This is a genomic window from Streptomyces sp. NPDC005302 (assembly GCF_040607345.1).
GTDB lineage: Bacteria > Actinomycetota > Actinomycetes > Streptomycetales > Streptomycetaceae > Streptomyces.
Window position 1 is genome coordinate 17,810 of the sequence record NZ_JBEXGN010000032.1, and the last position, 13,353, is coordinate 31,162.

The following is a 13,353-nucleotide window of genomic DNA, read 5'->3' on the forward strand; positions in this document are numbered from 1 at the left end:
GGTCGCCGGCGGGGCTGCCGGGGGTGGTCGCTGCGGGAGGGGCCGGCGGTTGGCCCTGGCGCGTGCGGGCGCGGCACGGTGGTGGTGGAGGGGCGGGGCGGGGTGCGCAGGGCAGGGGGCCGGGGGTCATCCGGGGGATGCCCAGGTGTTGCCCAGTGTTCTGTGTCCGTCAGGCGGACCAGGCGGGCGGACGGCACGCAGTGCCGGATACGGTGGGATCACCATGAGCGCTTCGCAGACCTCTGATGTGCCCACTCTCCTCGTCAAGATCTTCGGCAAGGACCGCCCGGGCATCACCGCCGGACTCTTCGACACCCTCGCCGCCTACTCCGTCGACGTGGTCGACATCGAGCAGGTCGTCACCCGTGGCCGCATGGTGCTGTGCGCGCTCGTGACCGAGCCGACCCCCGGTCTCGAAGGTGATCTGAGGGCCACCGTCCACAGCTGGGCGGAGTCGATGAAGATGCAGGCGGAGATCCTCTCCGGCCTCGGTGACAACCGGCCGCGCGGCTCCGGGCGTTCGCTGGTGACGGTGCTCGGGCACCCCCTCACCGCGGAGTCGACCGCCGCCATCGCCGCCAGGATCACCAGGACCGGCGGCAACATCGACCGCATCTTCCGCCTCGCCAAGTACCCGGTGACAGCAGTCGAGTTCGCGGTGTCCGGCGCCGAGACCGAGACGCTGCGGACCGCGCTGGTGACCGAGGCCGCCGCGCTCGGCGTCGACATCGCCGTCGTGGCCGCGGGCCTGCACCGGCGTGCCCAGCGTCTCGTCGTGATGGACGTGGACTCGACGCTCATCCAGGACGAGGTGATCGAACTCTTCGCCGGGCACGCCGGATGCGAGGACGAGGTCGCCAAGGTCACCGAGGCAGCCATGCGCGGTGAACTGGACTTCGAGCAGTCGCTGCACGCACGCGTGGCGCTTCTCGCCGGGCTCGACGAGTCGGTCGTGCAGAAGGTGCGCGAGCAGGTACGGCTGACACCCGGCGCCCGCACCCTGATCCGTACGCTGAAGCGGCTCGGCTACCAAGTCGGCGTCGTGTCAGGCGGGTTCACGCAGGTGACCGACGATCTGAAGGAGCGGCTCGGGCTCGACTTCGCCCACGCCAACACCCTGGAGATCGTCGACGGCAAGCTGACCGGCCGGGTGACGGGGGAGATCGTGGACCGGGCCGGCAAGGCCCGCCTGCTGCGCCGGTTCGCTGCCGAGGCCGGGGTGCCGCTGGCCCAGACCGTGGCGGTCGGCGACGGGGCGAACGACCTCGACATGCTGAACGCCGCCGGCCTCGGGGTCGCCTTCAACGCCAAGCCGGTGGTGCGCCAGGCCGCGCACACCGCGGTGAACTTCCCGTTCCTCGACACGGTGCTGTACCTGCTGGGCGTCACGCGTGAAGAGGTCGAGGCGGCCGACATGCACGAGGACGAGGACGCCGCCGCGCACTGAGGCGGCACGCGCAACGCGGACGGGGCCGGCACCTGGTGGTGCCGGCCCCGTCGATGTCCAGAAGCAGGTCTACTCCGTGGGCGCCCAGTACTCGGTCAGCGAGGCCGATCCGGGTTCCAGGGATTTCCAGGGGCCGTCGAAGGTCAGCACCGCGAAGGCGGCGGTGTGGAAGCCCTGGGCCTTCATCCGTTCACGGGTGTCGTCCTCGGCCTGACCCGCCAGGATGTCGGCGAGGCCGTGGACACCCGGGTTGTGACCGATCAGGATCACGCTCTGCGTGTCGTCCGGGGTCTCGTTGAGTACCGCGATCAGCTCGCCGGGCGAGGCTTCGTAGATCCGCTCCTCGTAGACCGTTTTCGGCCGGTGCGGGAGCTCCTGGACGGCGTGCTTCCACGTCTCACGGGTCCGGATCGCCGTGGAACAGAGGGCCAGATCGAAGGGGATACCGGTCTCGCCGAGCCTGCGCCCGGCGACGGCGGCGTCCATACGGCCCCGGTCGGCGAGCGGCCGCTCGTGGTCGGACATCTGCGGCCAGTCGGCTTTCGCATGCCGGAAGAGGACGATCCTGCGGGGTTCTGCGACGCTCATGCGTCCCAGCTTCGCACGAAACATGCCACGAGGCGCAGGGAGTTGACGTGCTCCCCCGGCACGGGTGACGCCCTCCCCCGTCAGGGGTGATGCCGTACCCGAGAGGGGTGGAGCGGTCGCTCTGGGTGGCGTGCGGGTGTCGGGTGCGGGACATCGCGCGGGATCGGCGGCGCGCTCCGCGCACGGGTGGCATGAGGCGTCCCGGTGGCATGCGGTGTCGTGGTGGCGTGGAGTGTCAGCGTGGCTGGTCGTGGTGGGTGGGTGGGTGCTGGTGCCGGAGAAGGCGGAGGGCTCGGAGGGGCACGCGGCGAGCGGCGGCGGGCGCCTGGCGGCCGGGCAGTAGTCCCTCCAGGAGCCCGGGGGCGCGCGGTCACGGTGCCGTGTGCCGTGCGGTCACGGGGCCGTGTGCCCTGCGGTCACGGGGCCGTGTGCAGCACCGTCTGGATGCGCTCGAACACGTGCGTGAGGGCCGGGTCCCCGCCCGCGGCGTGCGCATCCGACGGGTTGAGGATCATGAGCAGCAGCGTGACGAAGGCGAGGGTGGGGAGAGCGAGGGCCCACCAGGGGAGGCGGATGTCCACGCGGCCGGGCGTCGCCGGGTGGATCCGGGTGTGCGTACGGGCCGACATGCCGCCTCCGTGGGTCTTCGAGTGGTCGCGGGCCACTCCTCGCGGCCACGATTCGAAGGTACGGACCGCACGGCCCCCGACCCATCCGGTGATCCACCCACTTGACCCTGACACTCGCCCCCTAGGGGACGGGGGGTTAGCCCTACCCCCCGGCGCGGAGGCGTCCCGGCGCGGGAAGCGGCGGGGTCGGGAGAGCGGTGGAGGGGGCCCTGGGGCTCACGGCACGGCGGCCCGGTCGTGGACCGGGCGCGGGTTCAGTTCACCGGTCGGCGGGCGGAGTCGTTCACGGCGACGCGATGGACGCGATGATGCCGATGATCACCGTGATGGCCAGCATCGCGCCGAGCACGAGCAGCAGCTTCTTCTGGCCGTTCTGGGGGTTCGGGTCGAGCACAGGCATGACGTCAGTCTCGCACCCCGGGTGGGGCCGGCCGCCGCCGGGTCCCGGTTCGCGGCCCGCGCCGGCCGGGGTCAGCCGGCCAGCTCGTCCTCGACCGTCCGGTCGCGGCCCGCCAGGATGCCGACCGCGATCTGCGGGATCATCAGGCCGGCCATGAGCGCGATCGGGAGGCCCCAGCCGCCGCTGTGCTGGTAGAGGACGCCGACGAGGAGCGGGCCGGGGATGGACAGCAGGTAGCCGGTGCTCTGGGAGAACGCCGACAGCTGGACGACGCCGGCGCCGGTCCTGGCCCGCATGCCGACCATGGTGAGGGCCAGCGGGAACGCACAGTTGGAGATGCCGAGGAGGACGGCCCAGGCCCAGGCGCCGCCCGCCGGGGCCAGGTAGAGGCCCGCGTAGCCGGCGAGTCCGCAGACGCCGAGGGCGACCACGATGGGCCCCTGGTGGGGCAGCCGGGTGGCGAGGCGCGGTATGACGAAGGCGAGCGGCACGCCCATCACCATGGTGACCGCGAGGAGCAGTCCGGCGGTGCCCGCGGCGACGCCCGCGTCGCGGAAGATCTGCGCCATCCAGCCCATCGTGATGTAGGCGGCGGTGGCCTGGAGGCCGAAGAAGACGGCGAGGGCCCAGGCCGTACGGCTGCGGGTGATGCGCAGTCCGGCGGCCTCCTGGCGGGCGTCCGCGGGGGACGGTGCCGGTTCGCCGGAGCCGGGAGCCGCCCCGCGGGCGCGGACGAGCGCGATCCACGGAAGGACGGCCGCCGCGGCGAGGCCCGCCCAGACGACGAGTCCGGACCTCCAGGAGCCGCCCAAGGCGTCGGTCATGGGCACGGTGATCGCGGCGGCGAGCGAGGTGCCGAGCGCGAGGGCCATCGAGTAGAGGCCCGTCATGGAGCCGACCCGGTCCGGGAACCAGCGCTTGACGATCACGGGCATCAGGACGTTGCTGACGGCGATGCCCATGAGCGCGAGCGCGCTGGCGGCCAGGAACCCGGCCGTCCCGCCGATGAAGGGGCGCAGCGCGAGGCCGGCCGTGATGGCGGCCATGCCCGCGCAGACGACCGCGGCGGGACCGAAGCGGCGGGCGAGCCGGGGAGCCATCACGCCGAAGACGGCGAAGCAGAGCGGCGGTACGGAGGTGAGCAGTCCGGCGACGCTGCCGCTCATGCCGAGCCCGTCGCGCACCTCTTCGAGGAGGGCGCCGAGGCTGGTGATGGCCGGGCGCAGGTTCAGGGCGGTGAGGACGATGCCGACGATCACGAGTCGCGTCGTCCACGCGCGCGGGGCTGGCGGCCGGGTCGCCGTGCTCTCGGTGGGGCGGTGTGTCGGTGGGGACGTCATCGTCGTCCGGGTCTCCTCGCTTGCCATGTCGCCCATCATAGAATCATGGGATGATTGGCTGTCCAATCCCGCTGCGTTAATCTCCGGAATCTCCGGCCCGCGCGACCGACCGCACCCGGGCCCGTACGAAGGACCGTCATGCCGCTGAGCCACCCCCGCCGTTCGGCACTGTCCGAGCAGGTCATCGCCGAGCTGCGGAACCAGATCACCTCCGGCGAGTGGCCGGTGGGCTCCCGCATCCCCACCGAGCCGGAACTCGTCGACCAGCTCGGGGTCGCCCGCAACACGGTGCGCGAGGCCGTCCGCGCGCTCGCCCACAACGGTCTGCTGGACATCCGGCAGGGCTCGGGCACCTACGTGGTGGCGACCAGTGAGCTGGCGGGTGTGATGCACCGCAGGTTCGCGGACGCCGATCCGCGGCACATCGCCGAACTGCGGTCCACGCTGGAGTCGAGCGCCGCGGCGCTGGCCTCCGAGCGCCGCACCGAGCGCGATCTCAAGCAGCTGGACGCCCTCCTCGTACGCCGGGAGGAAGCCTGGGAGTCGGGCGACACGGAGGCCTTCGTGACCGCCGACGCGACCTTCCACCTGGCCGTGGTCGCCGCGTCCCACAACGACGTCATGACGGCGATGTACGCGGACCTGGGCGAGGTGCTGCGCGACTGGCTGCGCGAGGACGTGGGCGCCGAGCTGACGCCGGAGAGCCACATGGACCACGCCCGGCTGGTCGACGCGATCCGTTCGGGCGCCTCGGAGGCGGCCGCCGAGGAGGCGGGGAGCTACGCGTTCATGTGCCGGCCGGGACGGCTGGACGCCGGGGGCGGGGCGCCGGGTGCCGGGCGCGGCTGACCGTCAGGTGCCGTGCGTGATCCAGACGGCGCGGATCTCCTTCCAGCACCGCCCGGACAGCCGGACCGTCGTCGCGGGTCCGACGTCGACGGAGGCGCTGTCGGTGTCGATGTCCCACCAGCGGGCGCACTCGACGTGCAGCCGGACGCTGTCGGTGTCCACATAGGGGTTGTGGCAGTACGCCACCACGTGCGAGCCGGTGACGGTCGTCCGGCACTCGGCGCCGAAGGGCTGGGATCCGGAGGGTCGTGAGGTCCCGGCGTCGTCCTGGTGTGCGAGCGTCCGGGGTATCGCGTCGTACGGAACGGCCATCACCAGGGCGACGGCGGCGAACGCCGGGGCAATGCGGCGGGACAGGCGCACAAGGGGACCTCCTCGGCCGTACGGCTGCGGGGCGGTGCGTACTCCCAGAGTGCGTGGTGCGGTGCTCCCGGCGCCCGGCCGAATGGGCCGAACGGGGGACGCCCCGTCGCCCGCGAACCGCGGGAAACGGGGCGTCCTGACCGGGCGTGGGGGTTACGCGCCGATGGCGTGCAGCCCGCCGTCCACGTGGATGATCTCGCCGGTGGTCTTCGGGAACCAGTCGCTCAGCAGGGCGACGACGCCCTTGCCCGCGGGCTCCGGGTCCTTGATGTCCCACTCCAGGGGGGCGCGGGAGTCCCACACGGAGGCCAGCTCGCTGAAGCCCGGGATGGACTTGGCGGCCATCGAGCCGATGGGGCCGGCCGAGATGAGGTTCGAGCGCACGTTCTGCTTGCCCAGGTCGCGGGCGAGGTAACGGTTGGTGGCCTCCAGGGCGGCCTTGGCCGGACCCATCCAGTCGTACTGCGGCCAGGCGTACTGCGCGTCGAAGGTGAGGCCGACGACCGAGCCGCCGTTCTGCATCAGCGGCAGGCAGGCCATGGTCAGCGACTTCAGGGAGAACGCCGAGACGTGCATGGCCGTGGCGACCGACTCGAACGGCGTGTTGAGGAAGTTGCCGCCGAGGGCGTCCTGCGGCGCGAAGCCGATGGAGTGCACGACACCGTCGAGGCCGCCCAGCTCCTCGCTGACGAGCTCGGCGAGACGGGCGAGGTGCTCGTCGTTGGTGACGTCGAGCTCGATGACCTTGGTGGGCTTCGGGAGCTTCCTGGCGATGCGCTCGGTCAGCGTGGGCCGCGGGAACGCGGTCAGGATGATCTCGGCGCCCTGCTCCTGGGCCAGCTTGGCGGTGTGGAAGGCGATGGAGGACTCCATCAGCACACCGGTGATCAGGACGCGCTTGCCCTCGAGAATTCCGCTCATGGTGATCAGTGACCCATTCCCAGTCCGCCGTCAACCGGGATGACGGCTCCAGTGATGTACGAGGCGTCGTCCGAGGCGAGGAACCGCACCGCCGCGGCGATCTCCTCGGGCTTCGCGTACCGGCCCAGCGGCACCTGCGACACGATGTTCGCGCGCTGCTCGTCGGTGAGCGCCTGCGTCATGTCGGTGTCGACGAAGCCGGGCGCGACGACGTTGAAGGTGAGGTTGCGCGAGCCGAGTTCCCGGGCGAGCGAGCGCGCGAAGCCGACCAGGGCGGCCTTGGAGGCGGCGTAGTTCGCCTGGCCCGCGGAGCCGAGCAGTCCGACCACCGAGGAGATGAGGACGACGCGGCCCTTCTTGGCCCGCAGCATGCCGCGGTTGGCGCGCTTCACGACACGGAAGGCGCCGGTCAGGTTGGTGTCGATGACCGAGGTGAAGTCCTCCTCGGACATGCGCATCAGGAGCTGGTCCTTGGTGATGCCGGCGTTGGCGACGAGGATCTCGACCGGGCCGTGCTGGGCCTCGATCTCCTTGTAGGCCTGCTCCACCTGCTCGGTGTCGGTGATGTCGCACTTGACGGCGAGGCACCCCAATTCCGTCAGGGCGGCCGGCGGCTCACCGGACCGGTACGTGATGGCGACCTTGTCGCCTGCGTCGGCGAACGCGCGGGCGATGGCGAGGCCGATGCCTCGGTTGCCTCCGGTGACGAGAACCGAGCGGCTCAACGGATCACCCTTTCGATAGCGGACTGGAACCCCTGCATGACAGGCGCCTACCTCGAAAACCTATCGGTCCGTCCGGCCTGTCAGAGAATCGGGCACCGACAGTGGGTTCGGGCGCCCTCTGTCGGGTCCCTACAGAAAGCCGGGGAGGCCCGGCCGAAAAAGCGCCCGGTCGCACGAAAGGCGTGGCCCCGGAGCCCGCCCGCGCGACATGATCGGACCCGACAGGCCACGACAGCAGGGAGACCTCGGTGCCTCATTCCATCGACGAAGCGTTCACGGCGCTGCCGCTGCGCGCCCTCGCGGACGCCGCGCTCGCGCGGGCGCGGGCGCTCGGCGCGGAGCACGCGGACTTCCGGTTCGAGCGGGTGCGCAGCGCGACCCTGCGGTTGCGCGACGCCAAGCCGGCCGGGTCGTCGGACACCACGGACCTCGGCTACGCGGTGCGTGTGGTGCACGGCGGGACCTGGGGGTTCGCGTCGGGCGTCGATCTGACGATGGACGCGGCGGCGAAGGTCGCCTCGCAGGCCGTGGCGATGGCGAAGCTGTCGGCCCAGGTGATCAAGGCGGCCGGTTCCGACGAGCGTGTCGAGCTGGCGGACGAGCCGGTGCACGCCGACCGGACGTGGATCTCCTCGTACGAGATCGATCCGTTCTCGGTTCCGGACGAGGAGAAGGCGGGGCTGCTCGCCGACTGGAGCGCGCGGCTGCTGGCGGCCGACGGCGTCAACCACGTCGACGCGTCACTGATGTCGGTGCACGAGAACAAGTTCTACGCGGACACCGCGGGCACCGTGACGACGCAGCAGCGGGTGCGGCTGCATCCGCAGCTCACCGCCGTCGCCGTGGACGAGTCGAGCGGCGAGTTCGACTCGATGCGGACGATCGCGCCGCCGGTCGGACGCGGCTGGGAGTACCTGCGGGGCACCGGCTGGGACTGGGACACCGAACTGGAGAGCATCCCCGGGCTGCTCGCCGAGAAGATGCGCGCGCCGAGCGTCGAGGCGGGGGTGTACGACCTGGTCGTCGACCCGTCCAACCTGTGGCTGACGATCCACGAGTCGATCGGGCACGCCACCGAGCTGGACCGCGCGCTCGGCTACGAAGCGGCGTACGCGGGCACGTCGTTCGCCACCTTCGACCAGCTGGGCAAGCTGCGGTACGGCTCGGAGCTGATGAACGTGACCGGTGACCGCACCGCCGAGCACGGCCTCGCGACGATCGGGTACGACGACGAAGGGGTCGCCGGCCAGTCCTGGGACCTCGTCAGGGACGGCACGCTCGTCGGGTACCAGCTGGACCGGCGCATCGCGAAGCTGACCGGCTTCGACCGCTCCAACGGCTGCGCGTACGCCGACTCCCCCGGGCACGTGCCGGTGCAGCGGATGGCCAACGTCTCTCTCCAGCCGGACCCCGGCGGTCTGTCCACAGAGGACCTGATCGGGGGCGTCGACCGCGGCATCTACGTCGTGGGTGACCGCTCCTGGTCCATCGACATGCAGCGCTACAACTTCCAGTTCACCGGCCAGCGTTTCTTCCGGATCGAGAACGGCCGGATCGCGGGCCAGCTGCGGGATGTCGCGTACCAGGCCACGACCACCGACTTCTGGGGGTCGATGGCCGCGGTGGGCGGTCCGCAGACCTACGTCCTGGGTGGTGCCTTCAACTGCGGCAAGGCCCAGCCGGGCCAGGTCGCCGCGGTCTCGCACGGCTGCCCCTCCGCCCTCTTCAAGGGTGTCAACATCCTCAACACGACCCAGGAGGCCGGTCGATGAGCGCTCGCTCCAGCCAGCAGAACAAGCCGCACGAGATCGTCGAGCGCGCCCTCGCACTGTCCCGGGCCGACGGCTGCGTGGTGATCGCCGACGAGGAGTCCTCCGCCAACCTGCGCTGGGCGGGCAACGCGCTGACCACCAACGGGGTCACCCGCGGGCGCACCCTCACCGTGATCGCCACGGTCGACGGCCGGGAGGGCACCGCGTCCGGCGTGGTCTCGCGCTCGGCCGTGACCGCCGAGGAGCTGGAGCCCCTGGTGCGGGCCGCCGAGGCGGCGGCCCGGGGTGCCGGTCCCGCCGAGGACGGCCGGCCGCTCGTCGCGGGCGTGGCCGAGTCCCCCGACTTCACGGACGCGCCGGCCGAGACCTCGTCCGCGGTGTTCGCCGACTTCGCGCCGGCGCTGGGCGAGTCCTTCGCCCGCGCCCGGGCCGGCGGCCGGGAGCTGTACGGCTTCGCCAACCACGAACTCGTCACCAGCTACGTCGGTACGTCGACCGGGCTGCGGCTGCGGCACGACCAGCCGAACGGGACGCTGGAGCTGAACGCCAAGTCCCCGGACCGGACGCGGTCGGCGTGGGCGGGGCGCTCGACGCGGGACTTCAAGGACGTCGACCCGGCCGCGCTCGACGCGGAGCTGGCCGTACGGCTCGGCTGGGCGGAGCGGCGCGTGGAGCTGCCCGCCGGGCGCTACGAGACGCTGCTGCCGCCGACCGCCGTCGCCGACCTGATGATCTACCAGATGTGGTCGGCGGCGGCCCGCGACGCCGCCGAGGGCCGGACGGTCTTCAGCAAGCCGGGCGGCGGCACCCGCATCGGCGAGCGGCTCACCGAGCTGCCGCTGACGCTGCGCAGCGACCCGAACGAGCCGGGTCTGGAGTCCGCGCCGTTCGTGCTCGCGCACTCCTCGGGCGACGACGCCTCCGTGTTCGACAACGGGCTGCCGCTGACGGCCACCGACTGGATCCGCCAGGGCGAGCTGCGGCACCTGTCCACCACCCGGCACAGCGCGGACCTGACCGGGCTGCCGGTGACACCGTCGATCGGCAACCTCGTCCTGGACGGCGGCGAGGACCGGTCGCTGGAGGAGATGGTCGCCGCCACCGAGCGCGGTCTGCTGCTCACCTGCCTCTGGTACATCCGCGAGGTCGACCCGGCGACGCTGCTGCTGACCGGGCTCACCCGGGACGGCGTCTATCTCGTCGAGAACGGCGAGGTCGTCGGCGCGGTGAACAACTTCCGCTTCAACGAGTCGCCGGTGGGCCTGCTCGGGCGGGCCACCGAGGCGGGGCGGACGGAGAAGACGCTGCCGCGCGAGTGGAGCGACTGGTTCACCCGGGCCGCGATGCCCGCCCTGCGGGTGCCGGACTTCAATATGAGCTCTGTCAGCCAGGGCGTATAACCTCGTACCTGATCCACGCGACCACCCAAGGAGATACGAGAACCGTGACGGACATCGTCGACGAGCTGAAGTGGCGGGGGCTTTTCTCCCTGTCCACTGACGAAGATGCTTTGCGCAAGGCGCTCGCGGACGGTCCCGTCACGTTCTATTGCGGCTTCGACCCGACCGCGGCGAGCCTGCACGTCGGCCACCTGGTGCAGGTGCTCACGATGCGCCGGCTCCAGCAGGCGGGCCTGCGGCCCCTGGCGCTGGTCGGCGGGGCGACGGGTCAGATCGGTGACCCCCGCCCCACGGCGGAGCGCACGCTGAACGACCCGGAGACGGTCGCGAACTGGGTGACGCGCCTGCGCTCGCAGATCGAGCCCTTCCTGTCCTTCGAGGGCGAGAACGCCGCGGTCATGGTGAACAACCTGGACTGGACGGCCGGTCTGTCGGCCATCGAGTTCCTGCGGGACATCGGCAAGCACTTCCGCGTGAACAAGATGCTCACCAAGGACTCGGTCGCCCGGCGGCTGGAGTCGGAGGAGGGCATCAGCTACACGGAGTTCAGCTACCAGCTGCTCCAGGGGATGGACTTCCTGGAGCTGTACCGCCGGTACGGCTGCACGCTGCAGCAGGGCGGCAGCGACCAGTGGGGCAACCTCACGGCGGGCCTGGACCTGATCCACCGTCTGGAGCCGCAGGCCCAGGTGCACGCGCTGGCGACGCCGCTGATGGTGAAGGCGGACGGCACCAAGTTCGGCAAGACCGAGGGCGGCGCCGTCTGGCTCGACCCCGAGATGACGACGCCGTACGCCTTCTACCAGTTCTGGCTGAACGTGGACGACCGGGACGTCTCGACGTACCTGCGGATCCTGTCCTTCCAGTCCCGTGAGGAGCTGGAGGAGCTGGAGCGGCAGACCGAGGAGCGGCCGCAGGCGCGCGCCGCGCAGCGCGCGCTGGCCGAGGAGCTGACGACGCTGGTGCACGGCGCCGACCAGACGGCCGCCGTGATCGCCGCGTCCAAGGCGCTCTTCGGACAGGGCGAGCTGGCCGGGCTCGACGAGCGGACCCTGAGCGCGGCCCTCTCCGAGGTGCCGCACATCCAGGTCACCGAGCCGGGTCTCGTCGTGGACCTCTTCGCCGAGGTCGGTCTGGTGGCCAGCAAGTCGGCCGCCCGGCGCACGGTGAAGGAGGGCGGGGCCTACGTGAACAACGTGAAGGTCGCCGCCGAGGACGCGGTCCCCGCCGAGGAGGACCTGCTGCACGGACGCTGGCTGGTTCTGCGCCGGGGCAAGAAGAGCCTGGCCGCGGTCGAGGTCACCGGCGCCTGAGGCACCGCCCGCGCGGTGTGACGTACGACGAAGAGGGGCGGCTCCCTGACCGGGGCCGCCCCTTCTTCGTCGTTCACCGGGTGGGAGTCACCGGGTCGCCTTCACCTTGTTGCCCCGCACCGCCATGTAGAGCATGTCGCCGAGGAAGACGATGACGATCGCGGCGGCGAGCTGCAGCGCGTGCCGGCCCCAGTCGATGCCCCGGGTCTCGGCGATGCCGATGCCGCGTGCGATCGCGTTGCCGACGATGGCGCCGAGGATGCCGAAGATGGTCGTCAGCCAGAGCGGGCTGTGCTGCTTTCCCGGAATGATCGCCTTGGCGATCAGGCCCAGCACGAACCCGACGATGATCGCCCACAACCAGCCCATGTCTGCCTCCTAGTACGGCTCTCCGTGAGCAGTACCGCCAGTCTCGTGGTGGCGGTCATACGTCGCATGTCGGGCGGAGCCATACGCGGTACCGCGCACCCGATCCACTCGCCGGGGACGTGCCCCGGTCTCGAAGGCGGCGCAGCCGCGGCGTACCGTGGAGGCTGTCCGGGCCCGCTGTCGACGGGTTCGTACCGGGTACGGACCGGGGAACGTCCGAGACAGGCGGGTGGTGGAATGTGATCAGGAAGCAGAGCGACGTCCAGGTCTTCCGGATCACCGGAGCGCGGCAGGGACTGGACGAGGACGTCCGCGGCCGGCAGCGCCGCTACATCATCTCCATGTCCGTCCGCACGGTCGCGGTCATCCTCGGGGCGGCCCTGTGGAACGTCGAGCGGCACGTGGCGATCGTCGCGCTGGTGCTCGGCATCCTCCTCCCCTACGTGGCCGTCGTCATCGCCAACGCGGGCCGCGAGAACGCGCCGGGGCTCCCGTCGACGTTCGTCGCCGCGCCCTCCCGGCCGATGATCGCGCCGCCGCGCCAGGACGGTCCCGCGGCACCGGACCCGGAGGGCGTCGCCGCCGATCCGGGGATGCCGTCACGGCCCGATCAGCACGATCCGAGCTGACGCGAAACGGGTCCGCCACGGCGCGGGAACCGTCTGTGGAACGCCTCCGGGCAGGCCCCGTCACGCCCTCGGAAACGGCCCCGGAGGAGCCTTCGAACACGGAATCCGGCCATGCTCCAAGCTCAAGAAAACCTCAGATCAATCATGTTGTTCAGGTGCCGGGCGGCGGGTCGGCCGTGACATACTTCGTACGCGCTCCGCATCCCCCGTCGGAGCGACAGACCGACGCCGGGCAGCTCCCCCCGTGGCTGCTCGGCGTCGCCTTTGCAGGGGTGCCGAAGGCCCGTCGGAGGGCTCTTCCGAGGACACCGGCCGACCGCGCGGGACGCGTGAAGTGAGGCCTCGGCTAGGGTCGGCGGCGTGATTCTGAACGTGCCCGGCTCCGACCCCGCCTCCCCCGTCTGCTCGGCCAAGGCCTGCCGCGCGGATGCCGTGTGGGTACTCGCGTGGAACAACCCGAAGCTGCACACGCCCGAGCGCAGGAAGACCTGGCTCGCGTGCGACGAACACCGCGAACACCTGTCGACGTTCCTCGGCATCCGCGGGTTCCTGAAGGACGTGGTCCGGCTGGAGGAATGGGAGTCCCCGGAGGCCTGAGCGGCGCCGGA

The 13,353-nt window shown here is 71.4% G+C and carries 15 protein-coding genes; 7 read left to right on the forward strand and 8 right to left on the reverse strand.

Annotated elements, in window-relative coordinates; all coding sequences use genetic code 11:
* The first annotated feature begins 223 nt into the window (after positions 1–223).
* The gene (gene serB, locus ABZT74_RS32045; protein ID WP_355876735.1) at positions 224–1,447 is read left to right on the forward strand and encodes a phosphoserine phosphatase SerB; all 1,224 of its coding nucleotides are present in this window, start codon (positions 224–226) and stop codon (positions 1,445–1,447) included.
* 69 nt (positions 1,448–1,516) lie between these two features.
* On the opposite strand, the gene ABZT74_RS32050 is transcribed toward serB, so the two are convergent.
* The 4 genes from ABZT74_RS32050 to ABZT74_RS32065 form a co-directional block, all read right to left on the reverse strand.
* On the reverse strand, positions 1,517–2,035 hold the full coding sequence (locus ABZT74_RS32050) for a histidine phosphatase family protein (RefSeq protein ID WP_356174156.1): 519 nt from the start codon (positions 2,033–2,035) through the stop codon (positions 1,517–1,519).
* A 416-nt stretch (positions 2,036–2,451) separates the two neighbouring features.
* Entirely contained in the window at positions 2,452–2,664 is a 213-nt protein-coding gene (locus tag ABZT74_RS32055; RefSeq protein ID WP_355876729.1) for a hypothetical protein, read from the reverse strand.
* Positions 2,665–2,947: 283 nt separating this feature from the next.
* Positions 2,948–3,064 carry an SGM_5486 family transporter-associated protein gene (locus ABZT74_RS32060; protein ID WP_263974370.1) on the reverse strand — a complete coding sequence of 39 codons (117 nt, stop codon included), beginning with the start codon at positions 3,062–3,064 and terminating at the stop codon, positions 2,948–2,950.
* Positions 3,065–3,135: 71 nt separating this feature from the next.
* A complete protein-coding gene (locus ABZT74_RS32065) occupies positions 3,136–4,443 on the reverse strand; it encodes an MFS transporter (RefSeq protein ID WP_356174153.1) in 1,308 nt (435 codons plus the stop codon).
* Between the two features lie 99 nt (positions 4,444–4,542).
* Between ABZT74_RS32065 and ABZT74_RS32070 the strand changes: the two genes are divergently transcribed.
* A complete protein-coding gene (locus ABZT74_RS32070; RefSeq protein WP_356174152.1) occupies positions 4,543–5,253 on the forward strand; it encodes a FadR/GntR family transcriptional regulator in 711 nt (236 codons plus the stop codon).
* A 3-nt stretch (positions 5,254–5,256) separates the two neighbouring features.
* On the opposite strand, the gene ABZT74_RS32075 is transcribed toward ABZT74_RS32070, so the two are convergent.
* The 3 genes from ABZT74_RS32075 to fabG all read right to left on the reverse strand — a co-directional run bounded on the left by ABZT74_RS32075 (position 5,257) and on the right by fabG (position 7,262).
* Positions 5,257–5,616, reverse strand: coding sequence for a hypothetical protein (locus ABZT74_RS32075; RefSeq protein ID WP_356174149.1), 360 nt, complete (start codon positions 5,614–5,616; stop codon positions 5,257–5,259).
* A gap of 153 nt (positions 5,617–5,769) precedes the next feature.
* Positions 5,770–6,537 (reverse strand): enoyl-ACP reductase FabI, encoded by a 768-nt coding sequence (fabI, locus tag ABZT74_RS32080; RefSeq protein WP_355876716.1) that lies wholly within the window; start codon positions 6,535–6,537, stop codon positions 5,770–5,772.
* Between the two features lie 5 nt (positions 6,538–6,542).
* Positions 6,543–7,262, reverse strand: a complete 720-nt coding sequence (gene fabG / locus ABZT74_RS32085; RefSeq protein WP_355876713.1) for a 3-oxoacyl-[acyl-carrier-protein] reductase — start codon at positions 7,260–7,262, stop codon at positions 6,543–6,545.
* A gap of 248 nt (positions 7,263–7,510) precedes the next feature.
* Between fabG and ABZT74_RS32090 the strand changes: the two genes are divergently transcribed.
* Genes ABZT74_RS32090 through tyrS form a run of 3 tightly spaced genes read left to right on the forward strand, consistent with a single transcriptional unit; the run spans position 7,511 to position 11,747 of the window.
* Positions 7,511–9,034 (forward strand): TldD/PmbA family protein, encoded by a 1,524-nt coding sequence (locus ABZT74_RS32090; protein WP_356174147.1) that lies wholly within the window; start codon positions 7,511–7,513, stop codon positions 9,032–9,034.
* Positions 9,031–10,434 carry a metallopeptidase TldD-related protein gene (locus ABZT74_RS32095; protein ID WP_355876707.1) on the forward strand — a complete coding sequence of 468 codons (1,404 nt, stop codon included), beginning with the start codon at positions 9,031–9,033 and terminating at the stop codon, positions 10,432–10,434. The genes ABZT74_RS32090 and ABZT74_RS32095 overlap by 4 nt, the downstream gene beginning before the upstream one ends.
* A 44-nt stretch (positions 10,435–10,478) precedes the next feature.
* Entirely contained in the window at positions 10,479–11,747 is a 1,269-nt protein-coding gene (gene tyrS / locus ABZT74_RS32100) for a tyrosine--tRNA ligase (protein ID WP_356174144.1), read from the forward strand.
* Positions 11,748–11,834: 87 nt separating this feature from the next.
* Here the strand turns inward: tyrS and ABZT74_RS32105 are convergent, their stop codons facing one another.
* A complete protein-coding gene (locus ABZT74_RS32105; RefSeq protein WP_355876702.1) occupies positions 11,835–12,116 on the reverse strand; it encodes a GlsB/YeaQ/YmgE family stress response membrane protein in 282 nt (93 codons plus the stop codon).
* A gap of 242 nt (positions 12,117–12,358) precedes the next feature.
* On the opposite strand from ABZT74_RS32105, the gene ABZT74_RS32110 reads away from it, so the two are divergent.
* Positions 12,359–12,745: a DUF3099 domain-containing protein gene (locus ABZT74_RS32110; RefSeq protein ID WP_356174195.1), complete on the forward strand. Its 387-nt coding sequence runs from the start codon at positions 12,359–12,361 to the stop codon at positions 12,743–12,745.
* 360 nt (positions 12,746–13,105) lie between these two features.
* A complete protein-coding gene (locus tag ABZT74_RS32115; RefSeq protein ID WP_355876699.1) occupies positions 13,106–13,342 on the forward strand; it encodes a hypothetical protein in 237 nt (78 codons plus the stop codon).
* Positions 13,343–13,353: the final 11 nt, after the last annotated feature.